General features: G+C 72.8%; 14 protein-coding genes. 2 read left to right on the plus strand and 12 right to left on the minus strand.

From position 1 onward, the window contains the following. Positions 1–345: 345 nt before the first annotated feature. From EJG53_RS10000 to EJG53_RS10030, 7 genes are all read right to left on the minus strand, one after another. Positions 346–1,674: a class I SAM-dependent RNA methyltransferase gene (locus EJG53_RS10000; RefSeq protein ID WP_125044569.1), complete on the minus strand. Its 1,329-nt coding sequence runs from the start codon at positions 1,672–1,674 to the stop codon at positions 346–348. 172 nt (positions 1,675–1,846) lie between these two features. Further along, entirely contained in the window at positions 1,847–3,898 is a 2,052-nt protein-coding gene (locus EJG53_RS10005) for an APC family permease (RefSeq protein WP_030021246.1), read from the minus strand. A 257-nt stretch (positions 3,899–4,155) separates the two neighbouring features. Next, a complete protein-coding gene (locus EJG53_RS10010; protein ID WP_371858672.1) occupies positions 4,156–9,240 on the minus strand; it encodes a DNA repair ATPase in 5,085 nt (1,694 codons plus the stop codon). Between the two features lie 220 nt (positions 9,241–9,460). Continuing rightward, positions 9,461–11,470 (minus strand): SPFH domain-containing protein, encoded by a 2,010-nt coding sequence (locus EJG53_RS10015; RefSeq protein ID WP_125044570.1) that lies wholly within the window; start codon positions 11,468–11,470, stop codon positions 9,461–9,463. A 114-nt stretch (positions 11,471–11,584) separates the two neighbouring features. Then, entirely contained in the window at positions 11,585–12,184 is a 600-nt protein-coding gene (locus EJG53_RS10020) for a hypothetical protein (RefSeq protein WP_125044571.1), read from the minus strand. 221 nt (positions 12,185–12,405) lie between these two features. Beyond that, positions 12,406–13,497, minus strand: coding sequence for a PucR family transcriptional regulator (locus EJG53_RS10025; RefSeq protein WP_174856390.1), 1,092 nt, complete (start codon positions 13,495–13,497; stop codon positions 12,406–12,408). Positions 13,498–13,624: 127 nt separating this feature from the next. Then, on the minus strand, positions 13,625–15,676 hold the full coding sequence (locus EJG53_RS10030) for an NAD(P)-binding protein (protein ID WP_125049291.1): 2,052 nt from the start codon (positions 15,674–15,676) through the stop codon (positions 13,625–13,627). Between the two features lie 379 nt (positions 15,677–16,055). Here EJG53_RS10030 and EJG53_RS10035 point away from each other — a divergent pair, with 379 nt between their 5' ends. Both EJG53_RS10035 and EJG53_RS10040 read left to right on the plus strand, forming a co-directional pair. After that, a complete protein-coding gene (locus EJG53_RS10035) occupies positions 16,056–16,724 on the plus strand; it encodes a potassium channel family protein (protein WP_031011502.1) in 669 nt (222 codons plus the stop codon). Further along, positions 16,721–17,389 carry a potassium channel family protein gene (locus EJG53_RS10040; protein WP_031011504.1) on the plus strand — a complete coding sequence of 223 codons (669 nt, stop codon included), beginning with the start codon at positions 16,721–16,723 and terminating at the stop codon, positions 17,387–17,389. The genes EJG53_RS10035 and EJG53_RS10040 overlap by 4 nt, the downstream gene beginning before the upstream one ends. Before the next feature lie 104 nt (positions 17,390–17,493). Here EJG53_RS10040 and EJG53_RS10045 read toward each other — a convergent pair whose 3' ends face one another. The 5 genes from EJG53_RS10045 to EJG53_RS10065 all read right to left on the minus strand — a co-directional run bounded on the left by EJG53_RS10045 (position 17,494) and on the right by EJG53_RS10065 (position 24,384). Next, a complete protein-coding gene (locus EJG53_RS10045) occupies positions 17,494–18,354 on the minus strand; it encodes a DUF3159 domain-containing protein (RefSeq protein ID WP_125044573.1) in 861 nt (286 codons plus the stop codon). Between the two features lie 3 nt (positions 18,355–18,357). Next, positions 18,358–18,756 (minus strand): OB-fold nucleic acid binding domain-containing protein, encoded by a 399-nt coding sequence (locus EJG53_RS10050; RefSeq protein WP_073760467.1) that lies wholly within the window; start codon positions 18,754–18,756, stop codon positions 18,358–18,360. Between the two features lie 79 nt (positions 18,757–18,835). Continuing rightward, positions 18,836–19,519 carry a response regulator gene (locus EJG53_RS10055; protein ID WP_030021237.1) on the minus strand — a complete coding sequence of 228 codons (684 nt, stop codon included), beginning with the start codon at positions 19,517–19,519 and terminating at the stop codon, positions 18,836–18,838. Between the two features lie 124 nt (positions 19,520–19,643). Next, positions 19,644–22,211 (minus strand): sensor histidine kinase, encoded by a 2,568-nt coding sequence (locus tag EJG53_RS10060; RefSeq protein WP_125044574.1) that lies wholly within the window; start codon positions 22,209–22,211, stop codon positions 19,644–19,646. A 208-nt stretch (positions 22,212–22,419) separates the two neighbouring features. Continuing rightward, entirely contained in the window at positions 22,420–24,384 is a 1,965-nt protein-coding gene (locus tag EJG53_RS10065; RefSeq protein WP_125044575.1) for an FtsX-like permease family protein, read from the minus strand. Positions 24,385–24,388: the final 4 nt, after the last annotated feature.

Genomic DNA, 24,388 nt, shown 5'->3' on the forward strand with positions numbered 1-24,388 from the left:
TGAGGAGTGCGTGCGGGGCGGCTACCGGATCGCCCATGAGACCGCCGACCGCCTTCGCCCCCCTGTCCCGCGCCGCGTACGCAGACCGGCTCGACCCTACCACCCGCGGTCGGATTCGGCAGGCCGACACCCCGCTGAGCGAGTCCGTACGGCACAGCCCCAGCCCCACCGTCCGGGGCGAGCTTCCTCGGCCAGATGGCGGCGCACAGCAGCACGGCCCGATTTCGCGTGGCGAACAGGCACTGACACCCCATCAGAACGAGCGTCAAATGAGCGTCACTTCAGCGTCAAGACATCGCCCGTAACGCCCGTGCCGCACATCATGCGCACGGGCAAAACCACAGGTCAGGAGCCCTTAGCAGCCTTCTCCAGAATCATCACGCACTCCACATGATGCGTAACCGGAAACAGATCGAACGCCCGCATCCTCCGCGGCACATACCCCTCCCCCGCGAAGTACTTCACATCGCGGGCCAGCGCCGCCGGGTCGCACGCCACATACGCGATGCGTCGCGCCCCCAGCGAAGCGAGATGGGCGACCGTCTGCCGTCCCGCGCCCGCGCGCGGCGGGTCCAGGACGATCAGGTCCACGTCCGAGATGCCGGTACGCGGCAGGATCTGCTCGACCTTTCCGTGCTCGATCCGCACACGGTCCAGGTCCTGGAGGTTGTGGCGGGCGTCTTCCACCGCGCGCTTGCTGGATTCGATGCCGAGGACGGCGCCCTTTTCGCCGACCCGGTCGGCCAGCGCGCCGGCGAAGAGGCCGACGCCGCAGTAGAGGTCGAGGGCCATGTCGCCCTTCTTCGGCATCAGGCCCTGCATGACGGCTTCGACCAGGAGGTCGGCGGCCTTGGGGTGGACCTGCCAGAAGCCGCTGTTGCCGACGCGCCAGGTGCGGTCGGCGGCGCGTTCGCGGACGAAGGGGCGACCGTGGACGCGGTGGATGCCGCCGTCCTTCTCGTGGACGCGGAGGACCGAGACGGGCTTGTCGAGTTCGACGATGGGGAGGCGGCCGCCGGGGCGGGGGGTCAGGACGACCTGGCGGTCGTTCGAGCCGGTGGCGGCGATGGCCTCGACCGTCGCGATCTGGGGCCAGTCGCGCTTTTCGATGCCGAGTTCGGAGACGCCCGGTGCCGCGATCAGGCAGTGGTCGACGGGCTGGATGTCGTGGGAGCGGTGCTTGCGGAGGCCCACGTGGCCTTCGGCGTCGATGGCGTACTGGACGCGGGTGCGCCAGGCCGGGACCTCGCCCTTGGGGACCTTGTCGCCGGGGGCCGGTTCGACGGTGCCGTCCCAGCGGGCCTCCTCGGGGGTGAGGCCGGCCAGGCGGGAGAGCTGCTCGGTGATGACCTCGGCCTTCAGGCGGCGCTGGGCGCCGGGGGCCGCGTGCTGCCAGTCGCAGCCGCCGCACTTGCCGGGGCCGGAGAAGGGGCACGGGGCCTCGACGCGGTCCTTGGAGGGGGTGAGGATCTCCACGGCGTCGGCGCGGAGGAAGCGGGCGCCTTCTTCGCCGTCGGTGACGCGGGCGATGACGCGTTCGCCGGGGAGGGCGTGCCGGACGAAGAGGACCTGGCCTTCGTCCGTACGGGCGATGCAGTGGCCGCCGTGCGCCACGGGGCCGACCTCGACCTCGTACTCCTCGCCTACCAGCGACTTCTTGGGTTCGGTCTGCATGGTGGGAGGGCTCCTGGGGTGGGACGGAAGAAGGGGCAGAGCGGCGGATGCCGACCTGCAAGTCTACGGGGCGGGCGGACGGAGTCCGAACCGGGAGCGGGGGCGGAGGCGGGTAGCACACGGGCCCGGGCCTCCCTAAGGGGGAGGTCCGGGCCCGGGCGGCAGGCAGACGTTACTTGCGCGTGGCCGCCTTTTCCTTCTTCGGCTGGGCCACCGGGCCCCGCCGTACCGCCCCCGGCGCGTTCCACTCCGCGCGCTTGCGGGCGCGGCGCTTGGCGGCTTCGGAGGAGTCGAGCTGCCAGGGGACGGAGGTGACCATGACTCCCGGCGTGAAGAGCAGGCGGCCCTTGAGGCGCAGGGCGCTCTGGTTGTGGAGGAGGTGTTCGTACCAGTGGCCGACGACGTACTCCGGGATGTAGACGGAGACGGCGTCGCGCGGGCTCTCCCGGCGCAGGGACTTGACGTAGTCGATGATCGGGCGGGTGATCTCGCGGTAGGGAGAGGCGAGGACCTTCAGGGGGACGTCGATGTTGCGGCGTTCCCACTCGGTCTTGAGGGCCTTGGTCTCGGCGGGATCGACGTCGACACTGACCGCCTCCAGGGTGCCGGAGCGCATCAGCTTGGCGTAGCTCAGGGCGCGCAGGGTGGGCTTGTGGACCTTGGAGACGAGGACGACGGAGTGCACGCGGGAGGGCCGTACCGCCTCGTCGCCGGGGGCGTCCTCGGCGGCGATCTCCTCGGCGACCCGGTCGTAGTGGCGGCGGATGGCGGTCATGGTGACGTAGAAGATGACCATGCCGAGGACGGCGACCCAGGCGCCGTGGCTGAACTTCGTCAGCAGGACGACGACGAGCACCAGGCCGGTGAGGGTGGCGCCGAAGGCGTTGATCGCCCGGGAGCGGTGCATCCGGCGGCGCTTGGCCGGGTCCTTCTCGGTCCGCAGATGGCGGTTCCAGTGGCGGACCATGCCGACCTGGCTGAGCGTGAAGGAGACGAAGACGCCGACGATGTAGAGCTGGATCAGGCGGGTGGAGTCCGCGCCGTAGATGTAGACGAGGACGATGGCCGCGCCGGCGAGCAGCACGATGCCGTTGGAGAAGGCCAGCCGGTCGCCCCGGGTGTGCAGTTGGCGCGGCAGGTAGCGGTCCTGGGCGAGGATCGAGCCGAGCAGCGGGAAGCCGTTGTACGCGGTGTTCGCGGCGAGGAAGAGGACCAGGGCGGTGGCGGCGGCGAGCACGACGAAGAAGAACGTGCCGTCGCCGAAGACCGCGGCGGCGACCTGCGAGATGACCGGGTTCTGGACGTAGCCGGAGCCGACCGGGACGCCGTTGTGCAGGAGGTCCTTGGCCGGGGTCTCCGCCATCTTCACGTCGGTGGCCATGGCCAGGCCGATGATGCCGCAGAACATGGTGACGGCCAGGCCGCCCATGAGGGCCAGGGTGGTGGCGGCGTTCTTCGACTTGGGCTTGCGGAAGGCGGGGACGCCGTTGGAGATCGCCTCGACGCCGGTGAGCGCGGCGCAGCCGGAGGAGAAGGCGCGCAGCAGGAGGAAGACCAGGGCGAAGCCGGCCAGGCCGCCCTGTTCGGCGTGGATGGTGAAGTCCGCGGTGGGCGCCTTCATGGTGTCGCCCATGATCGCGCCGCGCACCACGCCCCAAATGATCATGATGAAGACGCCGGCGACGAAGATGTACGTCGGAATCGCGAAGAGTTTGCCGGATTCCTTGACGCCGCGCAGGTTCATCACCGTGAGCAGCGCGATCATGACGATGGCGCAGAGCGTTTTGTGTTCGGTGACGAAGGGGATCGCCGAGCCGAGGTTTTCCACTCCGGAGGAGATGGAGACGGCGACGGTCAGGACGTAGTCGACCAGCAGGGCGCTGGCGACGGTGAGCCCGGCCTTGGGCCCGAGGTTGGTGTTGGCGACCTCGTAGTCACCGCCGCCGCTCGGGTAGGCGTGCACATTCTGCCGGTAGGACGCCACGACCGTGAACATCAGCACCACGACCGCGACCGCGATCCAGGGGCTGAAGTGGTACGCCGACACACCCGCGACGGACAGGACGAGCAGTACCTCGCCCGGGGCGTAGGCCACGGAGGAGAGCGGGTCGGAGGCGAACACGGGGAGCGCGATGCGCTTGGGGAGCAGGGTCTCGCCGAGCTTGTCGCTGCGCAGTGCGCGCCCGATAAGGATCCGTTTGGGCACGTCGGTCAGTTTGGACACGCAGAGGATGCTAAGCCTTCGTCAAGGTGGTCGCCCACCCGCCACCCGTGCGTGCGGCGGCGATGGGTCCGTATGCCGCGAGGGTGTTTCGCGGCCACGGCGGCCACCAGCGCTTTCATCGTCCCTGCACAACGCGGACCGGCGCTCCCCGACGCCTTCTTCTTCTCTACGACTTCTTAACGCCACCGCTTTTCCATGACTTGGTAAAGGCCGCCGTCCGGCGCCTCGGGATTTCTACGCTTTCTTAACGTCCGGGCCTATGCCACGGCTCCCGCGCCCTCTCGGTCCGCCCGGGATCTCCACATCTCTTTCACCTCGGCCCAGCGCCGCGCCTGCTCGGGCGTGAGGCGGCCGCGCAGCTCGGCCAGCTTCAGGAGATTGGCCTCCGCACCGGTGGTGAGGGTCTGCGCCTCGCCCCGGTAGTGGTCGTCGATGAGCGACGCCAGCTCCGTGTCGTTCATCACGGGGACGATGCGCGCCGCCATCTTGCCGGTGTTGCGGTACGACCCTTGGAGGAGGAACGGCGGCTCGGTGCGGGTGGCGTCCGCCTGTGCGGCGGACGCGATGTAGGCGCGGTTGACGGTCAGCGCCGCCTCGCGGACCTGGAGCAGGCCGCGCAGTACGGAGACGATCTCCCGCAGTTCGGCCGTGCCGTAGGGGTGGGCGAGCCGGTCGGCGCGTACGGAGTCGTCGCCCTCGGCCATCCGGACCAGCAGCCCGAGGTCGGCGCGGTCGCGGGCGGCGAGCGGGGCGAGGACCGGGTTGGCCGGCAGCGCGTTCTCGATGTGGGAGTGGGCGAAGAGCGCTTCCTTGCCGCTCAGGACGTCGCCGAGGTTCCAGACGTCGGCGCGGTTGGCGAGCATGTCCGGCAGCCGGAAGCGCTGTCCGGACTCGGTGTACGGGTTGCCCGCCATGCACACCGCGAAGCGCTTGCCGCGCAGGTCGTACGTACGGGCCTCGCCGTCCAGCACCCCGTCCATCCGCCGCTGGGCGTCGCACAGCGGGATGAACTTCTGGAGCAGTTCCGGCGAGGTGTGCTGGATGTCGTCGAGGTAGAGGAGGACGTTGCTGCCCGCCTCCAGCGCGAACGAGATCTTCTCCACCTCGCGGCGGGCGGCGGCGTCGGGGGCCGCGGCGGGGTCGAGGGAAGTGGTGCGGTGCCCGAGGGCCGGGCCGTCCACCTTCACCAGGAGGAGGCCGAGGCGGGCCGCCACGTACTCCATGAGCGTCGTCTTGCCGTACCCAGGCGGCGACAGCAGCAGGAGCAGGCCCTGGCTGTCGGTGCGGCGCCGCTCCCCCGCGGCGCCCAGTTGCTTGGCGAAGTTGTCGCCGATCAGCGGCAGGTAGACCTCGTCGATGAGGCGGTTGCGGACGAAGCCGGACATGACCTGGGGGCGGTACGTGTCCAGGCGCAGCCGGTCGCGTTCGGCGGTGAGGAGTTCGGTGCGGCGCCGGGTGTAGGCGCGGTGTGCCGGTACGCGGGTGCGGCGGAACGTTTCGGTCCGGGCGAGCAGCTCGTCCAGCCGTACGGGGAGGGTGCCGCCGGCGGCGATCCTCGGGTGGCTGCCGAGCAGGCCGCGCACGGCGTCGCCGGTGGGCGCGGTCAGCTCCCGGCGGTCCAGGGCCGGGCCGCAGACCTCGATGGCTACGGCTTCGGGCAGCGCGTCGGCGAGGATTGCGTCTGCGGCGGGCGCGTCGGCGGCGGACTCGGCTTGGGGCAGCGCGCGCGTGGCGGTGCCGCGCGCTTGGGCGTATGCGCCGAGCCAGCCGGTGACGAGCTGGTGGCGGGCGGCCAGGTCGCCGTCGAGGGCGCGCAGGTCCTCGGCGAGTTCCTTGACGGCGGGCGCGTCCGGGCCGCCCAGGGCGTCCTGGAATCCGGCCAGCAGGTCGCGCGCGGCGGCGCTGGTGGCGAAGCGGGGGCGTCCGGCGGCGGCCGGCCCGCCCAGCGCGGTCGGTTCGGCCAGCGCGGTCAGCTCGGCCATCAGGTAGTCGCCGAGGGGCGACGACGGGTCGCCCGCCTCTCCGGCGAGCCCCACACCCGCCTCCCGCAGGAACCCGTACGCCGCCCCTCCCAGCTCGGCGGAGAGCTCGCTCCACCCGGTCGGTGTCCCGAACACCGACCGGGCGCGCGCCAGGGAGCAGGCGCGGGTGGTCCACAGCGCGCGGGCGCGAGCGTCGGTGCCGTACGCCCAGAAGAGCTGGGCGACCGCGCGCAGGTGCGGCGGGTAGCGGAGCGGACCGGCGGCGGTGTGCAGGCGCAGGAGTACGGCGAGGATCGCGGCGGCGTCGTGGTCGTGGACGCCCCGGTCGTACCCCTCGTCGTAGCGGGTCTCGGCCATCTGGCGGACGAGCGGAAGGAGCGTGTCTGTGGTGGCTGCCTTCTGGAGCGCGGCGAGGTCCGGGATCGGCGCATCGGCATTCCGTACGCCCGTGCCTTCCTCGGCCTGCGCGAGGACCAGTGCGGCCAGGTGCTCCGCCCGGTAGACCTCCGGTGATTCGGAGACCAGTGGCTGGTCCCAGAAGGCACGGTGGGCCAGCAGCACGGCGTCGTGGACGGGCGCGCGGTAGTCGGTGCCGGTGACGGCGTACGCGAGGTGGTCGCCGTGCGGGACGAGGGTGAGGTCGACGGGCTGGGTGTTGACGGCGAAGCGGTGGCGGCCGAGCCGGATGGTGCCGGTGGCGTCGTAGAGGTCGGTGCGGTCGCGCAGGGCGCGGGCCGTCTCCTGGCGGGCGGCACGCAGCCGCCCGTCGAGTTCGTCGGCGCGGACGCCGTCGCCGAGGTCGCGCAGTTCGCCGGTGGTGGCGTGGATCTTCGTGACGAGCGGGTCGGCGGCGAAGAAGGCGTTGACCTCGTCGGGGGTGGTGAGGGTGGCGGCCCGGCGGACGACGGTGGCGAGGACGCGTCCGGCGGACCCGGCGAGCCGGTCGGTGTGCCGGGCGCGGGCGTCGAGCTGGGCCTGCTTGCGTGCGGAGAACGCCTCGTGGATCTCCTCGCGCTGGGCGGCGATCCGCTCCAGGTGGGTGTCGGACGTGCCGAAACGCGCTTCGAGGTTCTCCAGTTGCAGGAGGAGGCGGCCGAGTTCGTCGTCGCACTCCTCGGGGGTGCCGGCCGCGGCCAGCGCGCCCGAGACGGCCTGCCCGAGCAGCGCGAACCGGGCCGCGAACTCCTCGCGCCCTTCGGCTTCGAGCAGCTCGCGGCGCCGGGCGTCCAGGGTGGCGCGGGCGCGGTTGACGGCGCCGAGCACCTCGCCCGCGCGGGTCAGGACGGCGGTCCGCACGGTCGTGTCCGCGACGTCGAGGGTGCCGACGACCTCGGTGACGACGCGCAGTCCCTCGGCCTGTTCGTCGATGCGCGCGGCGAGCGGTTCGGCGTCGGCCGCGGTGGCCACCACGCCGGCTTCCTCGGTCAGGGCCTCGACGGCGCGGTGGGTGGCGGTGAAGGCGTCCGCGCCGCTGAGGAAGGCGACGGCCCGGCGCCCGGCGGCGGCCAGGCTGTCGGCGACACTCGCGGAGAGTTCCGCGAGGCGGTCCAGGTCGATGTGGCGGGTCTCCCGCAGGGTCTCCAGGCGGCCCTGGGCGTGGCGGAGCGCGGTGAGGTTCCGTACCCAGGCTTCGGCGGTCGTGGGCTGCTCGCCTCGGATGCGCCGGATCAGTGCGGTGGTGCGGTCCGCGGCCTCCTCCAGTGCGGCGGCGGCCTGGCGGCGCAGTTCGGTGACCCGCGCGAACTCCTCGACGACCTGGAGGGCGGCGGCCCGTACGGCTTCCAGGGGTTCGCCGAGCGCGCCGAGCCCGGCCTCGTCCAGCCAGTGGTGGCGGTCCGCGACCCGCGCGGCCGCGGCGGCGATGGCCTCGAACACCGGGCCCGCCGGGGCCATGTCGGTGGCCATCCGGGCGACCGAGAGCGCGTCGGACACACCGCGTACCAGTTCGGCGTTGCCGATCCGGGCCAGCGGGCCGCCGTCGCCGGCCGGCTGGGCCGCGGCGTGCGCGTCGGAGGTGAAGGGGGTGCGCCAGATCTGGACGGGATGGACGCGGCCGGGCTCGCGGGAGCCGCGCAGTACGGCCAGGGTGCCGTCGCCGAGGAGCGCGTGGCCGTACGCGGTCAGCGGGGTGGCGGCCTCCTCGCGGACGATGTTGTACGGGAGGAGCAGGGTGCGGCCTTCGGCGCGGTCGTGGAACGCGTAGAGGACGTCCTCGCCGTTCGGGGAGCGGTGTTCGCGGTCGAAGGCGAGGCCGGTGGTGTCGGTGTCGAAGGTTCTGGCGGTGCCGGTGGTGAGGTAGTGGCCACCGGGGAAGACGATGCCCTGGTCCTCGGGCAGCGCGCGGCACGCCTGCCCGATCGCGTCGATCCGGCGCACGTCGTGGGTGCGGGTGTTGAAGACCAGGTACCGGTCGGCGGTCTCCTTGTACGGGCGGACGCGCAGCAGGACCAGCGGACCGACCCGGGCGTGCGCGACCTCCGCGTCGGCGAGGGACTGCAAGGGCTCGTCCACCGGCTCGGAGTACAGGCCGTCGGCCGTCTCCGTGTCCGGCTCGGTCTTCAGGGTGAGCGAGCCGCCGGCGGTCGAGAGGAAGACCTCGCCCTGGACGGACAGTTGCGGGTAGCGGCCGGCCACGTGGTCCTCGCGGGTGGCGGGGGTCCACGTGAAGTCGTGGGAGGGCGGGGCAGTGTGGTCGCGTTCGCCCTTGGCGTCCAGGTAGACGGGCGTGCCGGGCTCCGCCGCGTCCCCGGACGCGGTGATCTTCCAGCGCAGTACGCGGATGTCGTCGAGCCGTTCGCCGGTACGGAAGACGGCGAGCAGCAGGGCGCCGGTGCGGTGGAGCCGCAGCAGCCGGGCCTGGCGGTAGTAGCGGTACAGCTCCTCGAAGTCCCGCTGGAAGCGCGGGTCGTCGAGGAGGCCGGGCACGGCGCCGGGCTCCGCCGGTTCGAGGCGTACGGCGTCGCCGGTGGTGTGCAGGCGGTGCAGCGCGAAGACGTCCGTGACGGCAGTCGCGGGCGCGCCGGGCTCGGGACGGCCGTTACGGCCGGTCAGCAGCAGGCCACCGACCTGCGCGACGTCCCGGATCACACAGGCGTCGGCGGTGCGCAGGCCGTCGGTGCCGAGCAGGGCGAATTCGGTGCCGCCGAAGGTCTCGACGCGGCGGGCGTTGAGGGTACGGGCCCGGTCGGCGAGGTCGGCGGCGGCGCCCGCGAGGCGGTCGCGCAGCAGCTCGTACGTGCCGTCGGCGAGGTCGGGGTCCGGGCCGGACGCGGGGGCCTGGGACGACGCGTCCTCAGGGCTGCGGCCCGGTCCGTCCAGTCCGTCGCGGATGCCTGTCTCCGTCACGAGGTCGTCCTGCACGAGATGCGTCTCCTGTCCCTGCACGCGGGCCGTCTCCCGGCCCGCACGGCCCCGCGCCCGCCTGCGCGCGCTCGCCGCCCACCAGCTCTTCCGTGTCCGTCGTGGCTGCGTACGGGGCCCAACCGCCCCGTACGCAGCCGGATGGCCCGCGGCGGCCGGACCGCGCGGCAGTGCGTCCCCCCGGAAGCACTCCCCCACGGCCCGTCCGCCCGGGCGGCGGCTACTTCGCCGCCACCGCCGCGCCGTTGGCCGGCGCCGGAGCCGCGACCGCCTCGGCGATCCGGGTGTCCGCCAGGCCGTTGGCGTGTGCGGCGTCCAGCAGGCTCTGGAGCTGCCCGGACTGCGGCCCGCCCCGGTCGATGAGCTTGGTCAGGGCTCCCGCCAGGGTCAGGTCGCGCAGCCCGGCCGCGCCGAGTCCGCCGAGCATCGTGGTCAGGTCCTTGGTGAAGGTGGACCCGTTCTTGTCCAGCCAGGGACCGGCCGCCGTACGGACCGTCTCGGAGCGCTCGACCAGCGCGTCCAGGCCCTTGGCGGCGCCGATCGAGCCGACCAGCCGGTCGAAGAAGACGCTCTCCCCGCCGACGATGTCGATCTTCGCGTTCTCCAGGCCGGTGGCCAGCACCTTCGCCTGCACCTCGGCGATCTGCCGCTGGGCGTCCAGGCCCGCGAGGCGGACCTCCTTGTCGGCCGCCACGCGCAGCCGGTACTCCTCGTGCTCCCGGCTCGCGGCGTCCAGCGCCGCCATCGCCGCGGCCTTCTCGGTGAGCCCGGCCGCCTCGGCCTTGAGCAGCGCCTCGGCCGCCTCCGCCTCGGCCCGGCCGGCCTTCTCGACGGCGGCCGCGTTCATCTCCCGTACCTTCACCTCGGCCAGCCCGGCCGCGGCGGCCTCGGCCTGGGTGCCCTCGGCGAGCCGGATCTTGGCCTGCGCGTCCAGGTCGGCGGCCTTGCGCCGGCCCTCGGCCAGGGTCAGCTCCTCCGCCGCGCGGTGGGCGGCGGACTGCTCGGCGGCCTCGGCCGCCTTGATGTCCTTGACCAGCCGCTGCTGGGCCTCCGCCTCGGCCCGGATGATCATCGCCTGGCGCTCCCGCTCGGCCTCCTCGACCGTACGGAGCTTCTTGATCTCCTCCTCCTGGGCGGCGACGGTCTTCTCGACGGCGATCCGCTCCCGTACGACGTCCGCGATCTCCCGCTTCTCGGCCTCGACCTCCTTGTCGGCGGCGATCCGGGTCAACTGGGTCTCCCGCTCGCGGGCGATGACCTCCAGGAGGCGGTCCTTCTCGATGCGCTCGTTCTCGATGGCGATGACGCGTTCGCGGTTCTTCTGGGCCACCGCGATCTCGCGTTCGCGGTTCTCGTTCTGGATGCCGAGCGCCTCCTCGGTCTTCAGGTGCGCGGAGTGCGAGCGCAGCCGCTCCTCGGCCTGGACGCGGGCCGTCTCGGCCTCTTCCTTGGCGCGTACGGTCGCGATCTCGCGCTGCTGGCGGATCTCCGCGTCGGCCTGCCGGCGCTCCAGCTCCAGGACGGCCTCCCGGGCGTCGACGTTCTGCCGGGTGATCTCCTTCTCCTCGTTGCGCCGGTACTCGTTGGTGCGGACGTGCTCGATCGCGGTCAGCTCGGTGATCTTGCGGATGCCCTGGGCGTCGAGGATGTTGGCGGAGTCGAGCTGCTCCAGCGGGGTCTGCTCCAGGTAGTCGATCGCCGCGTCCTCCAGGCTGTAGCCGTTGAGGTCGGTGCCGATGACGGCGATGATCCGGTCCCGGAACTCGTCCCGCTTGGTGTAGAGATCCTGGAAGTCGAGCTGCTTGCCGACCGTCTTGAGGGCCTCGGAGAACTTGGCGTTGAACAGTTCCTGGAGCGTGCCCACATCGCTGGCGCGCTCGGTGCCGATGGCCTGGGCGACCTTGACCACGTCCTCGCGGGTCTTGTTGACCCGGACGAAGAACGCGATGCGGATGTCGGCGCGGATGTTGTCCTTGCAGATCAGGCCCTCGTGGCCGGTGCGGCCGATCTCGATGGTCTTCACCGAGATGTCCATCGTCTCGGCCTTGTGCAGCACCGGCAGCACCACCGAGCCGGTGAAGGTCACATCGACCTTGCGGTACTTGGAGACGATCAGGGCCTGGCCCTGGTGGACCTTGCGGTAGAGGCGGGTGAGGGCGAGGACCGTGACGAGCACGATCAGTACGGCCACGGCGACGGTCACGCCGATTCCTACGGTGATGGCATCCATCGGTACATCAGTCCCTGCGAGGTGTCGGGCAGTCGACGGGCGCGGAGGGCGGCTTCGGGGCCGCGGTGCGCTCCGGTCGGTGGTCGGTCGGGCCGGTCGGTGGCCGGCCGGCGCTCAGACGGCCGGGCCGTACGGGTCCAGGGCGGCGTCGAAGGGCGCGACCCGGAAGAACTCGCCGTCGGCGTCGTAATCGAAGATCAGCGCGCTGCTGCCGGCGGTGAGGCCGGTCTCCTCCGTACGGACCTGGACGACGGCCGTCGAACCGTCGTCGGCGCGCACCTCGGCCTGGCCGAAGTCGGACGAGACCCGGCCGGTGCGGATGACGCACACCCGGCCGACGAAGTCGCCGCGCGAGGCGACCCGTTCAGGAGGCAGCAGGCGGCGGGCCAGACGCACCGCGACGCGGGTGCCGGCCCAGGCCGCGAACAGCGCGAGCGCCAGCGCGGCGGCGCGCAGCGGCAGGCTCTCGGTCAGCGCGGCACCGGCCAGGGACACGGCCCAGGCGATCAGCACGCCGAGCGAGAGGGTGACCGTCACGGGCAGTCCGGCGGTGCCGGCGGAGCCGTCGACACCCTCACCCCCGTCGAGGATGTCGACGCCTGCCCCGCCGAGCAGCACCAGCAGCCAGTACGCGGCCACCACCAGCAGCGCGAAGGTGAAGAACACGGCCGGGAAGGCGAGCGCGGCTCGTGTGAACGCTGCAAAGTCCCCCATGGGTGTCCGTCCCCCGTTCGCGTCTGTTCCTGCCGGTTACTGGATCGTGGCAGGCTGCCGGGGGTGCGCACATTGCCGGATCCCGGCAATCTTTATGTGTTCCTGATGACCTGTTAACGGGGCACGGTCTTGCCGTCGGGGGCGGCCGGGCGGTAGGGGTACCGGCCGGAATCCGCCCTCCGGACACCCGCGGAACGCCCCCCGAACGCCCTCTGACCGCCTTACAGCGGCTTGTCCGGCCAGCCCAGCAGCCGCGCGCCCATCGCCGCCGTCTCCAGCGTGAAGCGCTGGAGGCCGTCCGCCGGGTCGTAGCCGGTCAGGAACTTGATGCGCTCCAGGCGGTACGAGAGGGTACGGACGCTCACCTTCAGCCGGCGGGCGGCCTCGGCGTTGACGTACCCGGACGCCGCGAGCGCCCCGATCGTCTCCAGCAGGGGCCCGGCGCCGCCGCGCGACTGCGTCAGCGGCCCGAGGACCGTGTGGACGAGGTCGGCCATGGCGGCGCGGTCGCGCAGCAGGACGGGGAAGACCAGCAGGTCGGCGGCGCGTAGCACCGGTTCGTCCAGTTCGAGCTGCTCGGCCAGCTCCAGCGCGCCCAGCGCCTCCTCGTACGAGTGCACCACCCCGCCCGCGCCGGAGTGCACCCGGCCGATGGCGACCCGCCGCGCGCCGGGGCGCCCCACCTCGGGCCAGCGCGCGTACGTGGCGAAGGCGTCCAGCACCGTACGTTCGCGGCTCGCGCCGACGCAGACCAGCCGGCCTTCCTTGGTGGTGATCAGCACGTCCCGGTCACCGAACCGGCCGAGCAGTTCGCGTTCGACCCGGCGGGCGACCGGGTGGATGTCGTCGAAGGGCTCGTCGCCCTCGGCCACGGCGACGGCGTGCTCATGGGCGAGCCGCAGTCCGAACCGTTCGGCGCGCTCGGCCAGCCGTCCCAGGTCGCTGCGCCCGTACAGCAGGTCGTCGACGAACTCGCGCCGCGCGGCCTCCTCCTGGCGTACGGCGAGCCGCTGCGCGCGCTCGTGGCCTTCGCCGAACGCGGCGATGGCGGCGTCCACCGCGCCCAGCACGGCATCGCCGGTACGGGCCCGCTCCGCCGCGCCGGCCGCCCGCGCCACGCCGGGCAGCGTGCCCCAGACCCGCCGGGTCTCCCCCAGGAAGAGCCCGACCAGTTCGCGCAGCCCGTGGCCCGACTCGGCGGCCCGCTCGCCCAGCTCCCGCAGCGCGTCCAGCTCCGCGCGCCGGGGCAGCCGTCCGGTGTCGGACACCTCGGCGAGGAGAGTGGTGTAGCCCTCCAGGTACTCCGGGGACATCCCGCCGTCCTTCACCGTCCGCACTCCCTGCCGCCGCGCCGCGCACCGCCCCGTCCTTCGGAGCACCCTCCATCCTGCCGGACGGGGCGCGGGCGTCCGATCTGGTGGGCCCCAGGGGGCAGGCCCCTCACGCCTCCTGCCGTACCGCCCCCGCCGCGCGCGGACGCCGGGAGATCAGCTCGCCCAGCCCCTGGCGGGTGGCGACGAGCAGGACGCGGTCCTGCGGCCGCAGCGCGTAGCCGTCCCCCAGCTCCCGTACGAGCCGGGCCCGGCCGCGCTCCGACGGCTCCTGGGCGGCACCGGGCGCCGCGTCCGACGGGTCGTCCGGGGCGGAGGTGTCCACGGCCAGGACGCGCAGCAGGCCGGGCCGGAACACGTCGGCGATCGTACGGCCCTCCAAGGCGGCATGGCCGCGCACCTCGACCCTGGCGACGAGCAGCACCCGCCGCTCGACGGGAATGGCACCGATGATCTGGCGGCCCATCATGGCGCCGGCGAAGGCGGGCGCGGCCAGGAAGCTGACGCTGCGGCTGCGGGTGCGCGCGGGGGGATGGGCAGCGCGCAGCGTGCGGTAGACGGCGGTGGCAAAGCGGTCGTCGAACAGGCGCAGTGTCACGCGTAGCTGCGGCTTGACCGAGCGGGCGTAGAGGGCCGCCTCCAGATTGGTGGTGTCGTCGCTGGTCAGAGCGAGCAGGGCATGCGCGCGCTGGATCTTCGCTGCTTCTAGTACGCCTTCATGCGTCACGTCCCCCACCACGGTCGGCACCCGCAGCCGACGCGCCAGCGCGATGCCGCGCGCTTCGGGGTCGGCTTCCACACACACCACGGGGGTGCCCAGCTCATGCAACTGCGCCAGCACCCGCGTACCGACCTTTCCGAGACCCAGCAGCACCACGTGCCCGGACAGCCCGCGTGGCGGTCGGCGCAGCGCGGTGGCGTTGCGGAAGGTGCCGAGTCCTTCCAGCGCGGCGGCCACCAGGACGGGCAGCAGCAGCAAGCCGGTGAGCCCGGAGAGGAGTTGCAGCACCTTGCGGGAGACCGGCTCGCCGATGGCCGGTTCGTTGATGGCGAAGAGGTCGAGGAGCGAGAGGTAGGTGGCGTGCAGCGGGGAGTCGCCGGTGGTCAGGGAGGAGGCGACGGCCAGCGCGAGGACGGCGCCGACGACGCCGGCCAGCGACCAGCGCAGTCTGCGGGAGAAGAAGGAGCCCAGCGGTACACCCCGGCCGCGCAGGCTGCCTGGTCCCCACCGGACACCCGCGCCGTCACGCCGCCGCGTGAGTCCCCGGCCGTTCCGGCTGCCGGGGCGCGGCTGGCGGCCCTGGTAGGTGACGGTTTCCAGGACGACGGTGCCGCGCCCGGCGGCGGCCGCCGTGGTCACGTCGTCGGGCAGCAGCTCGGGGCCGTCGTCGGCGGACGGATCGTTCCCGCCCGACGCGCCCGGGGGGACCGAGGGATCCGACGGGTCGGCGGCCACGTCCGCCGTCGCCGTCAGGACCGCGAGCGGGCACAGCCCGGAGGCCGCGGGGCCCTGCCGGTTGCCGGGGCCGCGTTCCACGGCGCGCAGCAGCAGGCCGTCGGCCTCGATGACCTTGCTGGTGCCCGCGACGGCGGTGGCCGCCAGCGCGGGGGCCACGGTGTCGGCGTCGGACAGGACCGTGGTGGACGCGTCGGCTCCCTCGGCGTCCGGGGCGCCGACGGCCGCCGCCTGGTCCAGCAGTTGTTCCAGGTACTGGCCGAGTTTGCGGTTGTAGAGGCGGATCACCAGCCGCAGCCGGGGGTTGAGCCGCCGGGCCCGCAGCGCGGCGTGGATGTTGGTCTCGTCATCGTCGTACACCAGCGCGAGCGCTTCGGCCGCGCCGATGCCGGCCTCGGCCAGCGTGTCGTCGTCGGCCTCCGGCGCTTCCAGGACCCGTATGGGCTCGTCGGGCGGTTCCTCGGCGCCCCCGGCACCCCCGCTGCTCCCGGCCTCGCCGGGCGCGCCGGTCGGGGTCCGCACCATGGCGGCCGAGACCCGCCCCAGCAGGGCCTGGGCCCGCCCCAGGGCTCCGGCGGGCGGCGGAATGCGCGGCCGGTGCGGTTCTCTGGCGGAGGGGACGACAAGCGTCACCCGCTCCCGGTAGACGTCCTTGAGTTCGGCGGCGAGGCGGCGCGCGAGGGCGTCGTCGCCGCAGACGACCATATGCGGGGCGGGTGCGCCCTGTTGGGGCTGCTGAGGCACGGTGGACACGCCGCTCAGCGTGCCGCACGGAGCGGTCCCGGCGCACGTGATCACGGCCGGTCGCAGGCCCCGGACCGGGGCGAAGGGGGCCGGTCCCGGACAGGCCGGGCGGGCCCGGCACGAACGCGCCGCCCCTCGATCGAGGACCAGATTCCCGTCCGTACCGCAAGGAAACTTACCCTCCCCTTATGTTCTCTTGTCGCGTTCTTAACGCCCGGGAGGGCCGTGCGGGCGAACTGCGTGGATGCAGCGGCTCCCACGCCAGGTAGCGTGGTCGCCGAACACGCCAGGTCGAAGCAGCCGGCGTCACAGCACAGGGAAAGGTGCGAGGTAGGGGCCGATGCACATCGTCATCATGGGGTGCGGGCGGGTGGGTTCCGCGCTCGCACAGACCCTGGAGAGCCAGGGTCATACGATCGCGGTGGTCGACCAGGACCCGACCGCCTTCCGCCGTCTGGGCTCCGGCTTCGGCGGCCGCCGGGTCACCGGGGTCGGTTTCGACCAGGACACCCTGCGCGAGGCCGGGATCGAGGAGGCCGGCGCCTTCGCCGCCGTCAGCAGCGGCGACAACTCCAACATCATCGCGGCCCGGGTGGCCCGCGAGATGTTCGGCGTGGAGAACGTCGCGGCCCGGATCTACGACCCGCGCCGCGCCGAGGTCTACCAGCGGCTGGGCATCCCGACGGTCGCCACCGTGCGCTGGACCGCCGACCAGATGCTGCGCCGGCTGCTGCCCTCCGGGGCCGAGCCGCTGTGGCGCGACCCGAGCGGCGGTGTCCAGCTCGCCGAGGTGCACACCTCGCCGGCCTGGGTGGGCCGCAAGATCAGTCAGTTGCAGGAGGAGACCGGTGTCCGGGTCGCCTTCCTCACCCGGCTGGGTGAGGCCATGCTGCCGACGTCGCAGACCGTGCTGCAGGAAGGCGACCTGGTGCACGTGATGATGCGCACCGACGAGGTCGAGAAGGTGGAAGCGGTGTTCGCCGAAGGGCCCGAGGAGGCGCACGCATGAGGGTCGCTATCGCGGGCGCGGGCGCGGTGGGCCGTTCCATCGCGGGCGAGCTGCTGGAGAACGGGCACGAGATCCTGCTCATCGACAAGGCGCCGACGGCGATCTCGGTCGAGCGGGTGCCGCTGGCGGAGTGGCTGCTGGCCGACGCCTGCGAGATCACCTCGCTGGACGAGGCCGCGCTGCAGCGCTGCAACGTCGTCATCGCGGCGACCGGCGACGACAAGGTCAACCTCGTCGTCTCGCTGCTCGCCAAGACCGAGTACGGCGTGCCGCGGGTGGTGGCCCGCGTCAACAACCCCAAGAACGAGTGGCTGTTCAACGAGGCATGGGGCGTGGACGTCGCCGTCTCCACCCCGCGTCTGATGTCGGCGCTGGTCGAGGAGGCGGTGAGCGTCGGCGATCTCGTACGGCTGCTGCGCTTCAGCCACGGCGACGCCAACCTCGTCGAGCTGACGCTGCCCCCGGAGGCGGCGCTGGCGGGCACCCGCGTCGGGGACGTCGACTGGCCGGAGGACACCTCCCTGGTCACGATCATCCGCGGCACCCGGGTGCTCACTCCGAACAAGGAGGACGCGCTGGAGGCCGGGGACGAGCTGCTGTTCGTCGCGGCCCAGTCGCGCGAGGAGCAGTTGGAGGACCTGCTGTCGGTACGCCGGGAGGCGTGACGGCGGGCGGTCCGTAGGACGACACGGCGAAGGGCCGGGAACCCCGTAGGTTCCCGGCCCTTCGCCGTCGTACGGCCCGGTGCCTTCGTACGTACGGCCCGGTGTCAGCCGCGGTGCTGCGGCGCCCGGCCCTGCTGCTCGGCGGCCAGCGCCTGCGGTGTGACGTCCGCGGCGAGATCCGCGGCCACCCCGTCCAGGACGCCGTTCTCCCGCGCCTCGCGCTCGCGCCGCGCCTTCGTCTCCTCCTCGGCCTTCTCCTTGGCCTCCATCTCCGCGAAGACGTCGATGGGCGCCGGCGCCTTGGCCAGGAACAGCCAGGTCAGCCAGACCGCCAGCAGGAACGGCGGGATCTTCAGCGCGATCAGCACCCAGCCCAGGTGCGTGGTGTCCGCCCACCAGTACAGCGGGAAGAGGATCGCGCACTTGGCCAGCAGGATCGCGCCCCAGGCGTAGCTGGCCTTGGCGTACGCCTTCTTGCGGCCCGGGTTGCGGGTGCGCCAGGAGAGGTTCTCCTTGAACACCGGCCCCAGGATCAGGCCGATCAGCGGCGCGCCGGCCAGCGTGGTGACGATGTAGGCGACGCCCAGGCCCAGCGTGTAGAGCATGCCGGGCAGGTAGAAGTCCTTGGCGTTGCCGGTCATCATCGCGAAGACCACGCCGAAGGCCACCCCGAAGACGCCGCCGAAGGCGTGCTTGACGGTGTCCTTGCGGACCAGGCGGGCGGCGGCCAGCACCAGCGAGACCGCCAGCGCGGCGATCGCCGAGACGTGCAGGTCCTTGTTGACCGTGTAGATCGTGACGAACAGCAGGCCGGGCAGCACGGTCTCGACCATGCCGCGCACGCCGCCGAAAGCCTCGAACAGGGCGGCCTCGGTGACGGCTCTCCCGTCCGCGGCGGCGTCCTGCTCCTGGGCCGGCCCGCCGGCCGGTCCGGTGGTTCGGTTCGGTCGGTCGTCAGACGTCACCGGCTACTCCTGTCCGAGTGGTCGGAGTTCGTATTTCGGATTGAACAGCACCCGGCGGCCGTGGCTCATGGAGATCCGGCCGGAGGCGATGAGCTTGCGGCCCGGCTCTATGCCGGTGATGGCACGCCGGCCGAGCCACACCACGTCCAGTGCGGCGGAGCCGTCGAACAGCTCCGCCTCCAGGGCGGGCACACCGGCGCGCGGCCGCAGCGTCACATGCCGCAGGGTGCCGGTGACCTTGACGATCTGCCGGTCGTCGCAGTCGCAGATACGGGTACAGCCGGTGTTCTGCGCGTCCTGCTGCAGCTCGGCGGACTCCAGCTCCTCCTCGGAGGAGGACAGCCTGTCGAGCATCCGGCGGAAACGGCCTGCCGGCTTCTCGGATCGGGTCCCAGCGCTCATGAGGCCAGCGTACCGGTGCGCGGGGCCCTGGATCACGGCCGCGGACGACGCCGCACCGGCCGGTCTCCGGGGGCCGGGGTCACTGCTCGAAGCGGTAGCCCATGCCGGGCTCGGTGACGAAGTGCCGGGGGTGCGAGGGATCGCTCTCCAGTTTCCGGCGCAGTTGTGCCATGTAGACCCGCAGGTAGTTGGTCTCGGTGCCGTACGAGGGCCCCCAGACCTCCTGGAGGAGCTGCTTCTGGCTGACGAGACGGCCCGTATTGCGGACCAGGACTTCCAGCAGATGCCACTCGGTCGGCGTAAGGCGCACGTCCCGGCCGTCCCGGTTGACCTTCTTCGCGGCCAGGTCGACGGTGAAGCCCTCGGTCTCCACGACCACCTCGTCCTCGGCGGGCCCGGTCGGCTCGGCCCGGCGCACCGCGGCCCGCAGTCTGGCCAGCAGCTCGTCCATCCCGAACGGCTTGGTGACGTAGTCGTCCGCCCCGGCGTCCAGCGCCTCGACCTTCTCGTCGGAGGTCTGCCGGGCGGAGAGCACCAGGATCGGCACCCGGGTCCAGCCGCGCAGCCCCTTGATCACCTCCACGCCGTCCATATCGGGCAGCCCGAGGTCCAGGACGATCACGTCGGGGTGGCGGGCGGCGGCCAGCTTGAGGGCGGTGGCCCCGTCGGGGGCGGCGTCGACCTCGTACTTGCGCGCCTTCAGGTTGATCACGAGGGCCCGTACGATCTGCGGCTCGTCATCGACCACAAGCACCCGGTTCACTGTCGTTCTCCTCGTGGTGGGGAAACCCGCCGGGCCACGCCCGCGGGGTGTCGGCTGGATGGCGGCTCCAGTGGGCCGGGGGGCGGCACGCGCGGTGCCGCCCCGGTGGCGGCGGGACGCCCGTTCACGTCGTCGCCTGAGCCGGGAGGTCGGGCTGCACCGGCGGTCCGCCGGGGGCGGCCCGCAGGGTGAGGACCATGGTCATGCCGCCGCCGGGGGTGTCCTCGGCGGCGAGGGTGCCGCCCATCGCCTCGGCGAAGCCGCGGGCGACGGCGAGGCCCAGGCCCACGCCCGCGCCGCGCGGGGCGTCACCGTACCGCTGGAAGGGCTCGAAGATACGGTTCTTGGCGCTGTCCGGCACGCCCGGCCCGCGGTCGGCGATGCGCAGCTCGACGCGGTCGCCGAGGGCGCTCGCGGAGACCAGCACCCGTTCGCCCTCCGGGCTGTACTTGACGCCGTTCTCGACCAGGTTGGCGACGGAGCGCTCCAGCAACCCCGGGTCGACGGCGACGATCGGCAGTTCCTCGGGAATGTCCAGGGTGACGCTGCCCTCGGGGACGCCGCCCAGCGCCATCGGCACCACCTCGTCCAGATCGATCTCGCGGATCAGCGGGGTGACCGTGCCGGTCTGCAGGCGGGACATGTCCAGCAGGTTGCCGACCAGGTGGTCCAGCCGGTCGGCGCCCGCCTCGATGCCCTCCAGCAGCTCCGCCTCGTCCTCCTCGGACCAGGCGACGTCGTCGGAGCGCAGCGAGGTCACCGACGCCTTGATGCTCGCCAGCGGCGTCCGCAGGTCGTGGCTGACGGCGGCCAGCAGCGCCGTACGGATGCGGTTGCCCTCGGCCAGCTCGCGGGCCCGCTCCGCCTCGCCGACCAGCCGCTGGCGGTCCAGTACGACGGCGGCCTGCGCGGCGAAGGCGGCGAGCACCCGGCGGTCCTCGGCGGGCAGCACCCGGCCGGTCAGGGCCAGCGCCATGTGGTCGCCGACCGGCATGTCCACGTCCGCGTCCTCGGGCCGCATCAGCGGCCTGGTCTGCGGGTCGCCCTCCGCGGCGCCGCCGACGCGGCCCGCGCAGGTCCACGGCTCGACGTCGCCGGCCCGCTCCAGCAGCGCGACCGACTCCATGCCGAAGGTCTCCCGTACCCGCTCCAGCAGCGCGTCCAGCGTGGTCTCGCCGCGCAGCACGCTGCCCGCCAGGAAGGAGAGGATCTCCGACTCGGCGCGCAGCCGCGCCGCCTGGTGGGTGCGGCGGGCGGCCAGGTCGACGACGGAGGCCACCGAGACGCCGACCGCGAAGAAGATCAGGATGGCGACGATGTTCTTGGGGTCGGCGATGGTGATCGAGTGGGTGGGCGGGGTGAAGTAGAAGTTCAGCAGTACGGACCCGACGGCGGCCGCGGCGAGTGCCGGCATCAGCCCGCCGAGCAGCGCGGCGGCGACGGTCAGGAAGAGGAACAGCAGGACGTCGTTGGCCAGGCCCGGGCCGTTGTCGATGGCGGTGAGCAGCAGCGACAGCAGGACGGGGGCGACGACGCCGACCAGCCAGCCGGCGATGATCCGGGTGCGCCCGAGCCGGGCGCCGCGCGCCACCGGCAGGCCGCGCCCCTTGGCGACCTCGTCGTGCGTGACGATGTGGACGTCGAGGTCGGGCCCCGAGTCCCGGGCGACGGTGACGCCGACGCCGGGCCCGAAGACGTACTGCCAGGTCTTGCGGCGGCTGGAGCCCAGCACGATCTGGGTGGCGTTGACGCCGCGCGCGAACTCCAGCAGCGCGTTCGGTATGTCGTCGCCGATGACGTGGTGGAACGTGCCGCCGAGATCCTCGACGAGGGTCCGCTGCACGGCGAGTTCCTTGGGCGAGGCCGAGGTCAGCCCGTCGCTGCGCGCGATGTAGACAGCGAGCACCTCGCTGCCCGAACCCTTGGCCGCCATCCGGGAGGCGCGGCGGATGAGCGTACGCCCCTCGGGGCCGCCGGTGAGGCCGACGACGATGCGTTCGCGGCCCGCCCAGATCTTGGAGACACTGTGCTCGGAACGGTACTGCTGGAGGTATTCGTCCACCCGGTCGGCGACCCACAACAACGCGAGCTCCCGGAGAGCGGTCAGATTGCCCGGCCGGAAGTAGTTCGAGAGGGCGGCGTCCACCTTGTCCGGCTTGTAGATGTTGCCGTGCGCCATCCGGCGCCGGATCGCCTCGGGCGACATGTCGACCAGCTCGATCTGGTCGGCCCGGCGGACGATCTCGTCCGGCACGGTCTCGCGCTGCCGTACCCCCGTTATCGACTCGACGACGTCGCCGAGCGATTCGAGGTGCTGGATGTTGACGGTCGAGATCACATCGATCCCGGCCTCCAGCAGCTCCTCGACGTCCTGCCAGCGCTTGGTGTTGCGGGAGCCCGGCACGTTGGTGTGCGCCAGCTCGTCGACGAGGGCCACCGCCGGTGCGCGGCGCAGCACCGCGTCCACGTCCATCTCGGTGAAGACCGAGCCCCGGTACTCCAGCTCCACGCGCCGGGTCTGCTCCAGCCCGTGCAGCATGACCTCCGTGCGGGGCCGGTCGTGGTGCTCGACGAACGCCACCACGACGTCCGTACCGCGCTCCACCCGCCGGTGCGCCTCGGACAGCATCGAGTACGTCTTGCCGACGCCCGGTGCAGCGCCGAGATAGATCCGTAGCTTGCCGCGTGCCATGGCCCCATTGTCTTACGTGAAGGCCGCCCCCACCGGGCTGAACCTGAGGCGACCCTACCGACCCCACACCCGCACAAAAGCCGCAGGTGACGGGTGCGGGCCAGGTCTTGACGCGACTCTGATACGGGGGCGGGGGCCGCCCGGGCGGGCAGGCGGCGGCCGTCCGGGCCGGGCCGTACCGCCACCCGGCCCGGACCCGTGCCGCCGCCTACCCGGCTCCCCGCAGGGCCGCCGTCGGGGACTGCCGCAGGGCGATGCGCGTGGTCACGATCCCTGTCCCCAGGGCCAGGAGACCCGCACCGCCCAGGACGAGGGCGACGGTGCCGGCCGGCAGGTGCGGGACCGCCGAGCCGGTCAGAGCCCGGCTGAACACCGCGAGCACCGCTCCCGCCACCGCCGCTCCGACCAGCAGCGCGGTGATGACGACCACCGCGTTCTCCAGGCGCATCATGCGGGCGACCTGTCCGGGGGTGGCGCCCACCAGGCGCAGCAGCGCGAATTCGCCGGAACGTTCCATCGTCGTCATCACCAGGGTGTTCACGACCGAGATCGACGTGAAGGCCGTCACCACCAGCAGGAGCAGGTACGTGGCGGTCATGGAGGCGTCCCTGGCGCGCAGTGCCTCGGCACGGTAGGCGGCGTGGTCGAGCAGCCGCCAGGACGGCTCGGCCCGGTGCAGGGCCCGCAGGCCGTCGGCCAGTTGCCGCTGGGCGCCGGGGGCGGCCCGTATGTACACCTCGTCCAGGAGCGGCTGCTCGCCGTCCAGGTGGCGGGCGGCCAGCCGTAGCGGAAGGACGGCTTCACCGAAGCCCCGGGAGCGGGTGTAGACGGCCGCGACGCGCGCCTTCTCCGTCCGGTCGTCCTCCATGGACAGCGTCACCGTGTCACCGACGCCGACGTGCGCACGCTGCGCGAGGTCCGCACTCAGGGCGATGTCCCGCGGGCCCGGATGCCGCATGCTTCCGTGCGTGATCCCGAGGTCGAGGACCGCGTCGAGCGGCCCGTCCGTGACGGCCTGCGCCATACCGCCGGGGCCCAGGGCGGCGTCGTCGCCCTGACCGTCACCGTCGCCGCCGCCGTCACCGTCGCCACCGCCGTCGCCGAGCACGTTGACGAACGTCCCCGTGGCACCCACAGCCGCTCCCGCTCCGGGCACCGCCGCGGCCGTACGCGCGGCAGCGACCGGCAGGCCCGCCCCGTCTCCGCGTACCACCTCGTCGGCGACCAGCCGCTGCCGCTCCTGGTGCCACTGCTCGTCCCACTTCAGCTGCGGGACGAGCAGGGCGACGGCCGCGAAGGCCACGGTGAGGGACAGCGGCCCGGCGGCGGCGCCCAACCTCCGGTAACCCGCGCCGAGGTTGGCCTTCACCAGCAGCCCGACGGCGGGGAACAGCGCCCGGCACAGCGCCCCGAAGACGCTTCCCGCCAGCTTGCCCACCCACGGGCTGAGCAGCCCGACGGCGGCCATCAGCACCATGACCATGCTCACGGCCGTGTTCGCGGCGCCCGGACCGTCCGAGCTCCCGATCGCCACCAGCCCCCAGACCCCCGAGGCCAGGATCACGAGACCGAGACAGGTACGGGCCGCGCCCACCCGCCGACGGGGCACCGCCGCCTCGCCGAGCGCCTGCACCGCGCGCACCCGGGACGCGCGTCGGCCACTGCTCCACACGGCCGCTTCGGCGGTCACCCAGCAGATCAGCACGGCGGCCACCACGCTGACCGGCCCGAAGGCGAAGGGGAAGGATGCCGGGATCATGTCCCGGGCGGCCAGCCAGGCCCTCAGTCCGTCGGCCAGCAGCACGCCGAGGGCGCAGCCCGGGACGGCGGCGACCGCGGTGAGGACGAGCACTTCGTGAGCGATCAGCCGGCGGACCTGCCCTGGGGTCGCGGCGACGGCGCGGAGCAGGGCGATCTCCCGCGTCCGCTGCTGGACCGACAGGGAGAAGGTGCCCGCCACCGCGAACGCCATGACGCACAGGCAGACGAACCCGAAAGGTACGGCGAAGGACACCACCTCCGCGCCGCCCTGCGCCGGGGACGCCCCGGCACCGGCGTCCAGCAGCACCGCGCAGCAGGTGGTCAGGGCCAGCGCGCAGAGCATGGTGACGAACGAACCGGCGAAGGACGCCTTACGGGACCGGATGGTCCACCACGCCAGTGGGAGAAGCACGGCC

It is taken from the genome of Streptomyces chrestomyceticus JCM 4735, from assembly GCF_003865135.1.
GTDB lineage: Bacteria > Actinomycetota > Actinomycetes > Streptomycetales > Streptomycetaceae > Streptomyces > Streptomyces chrestomyceticus.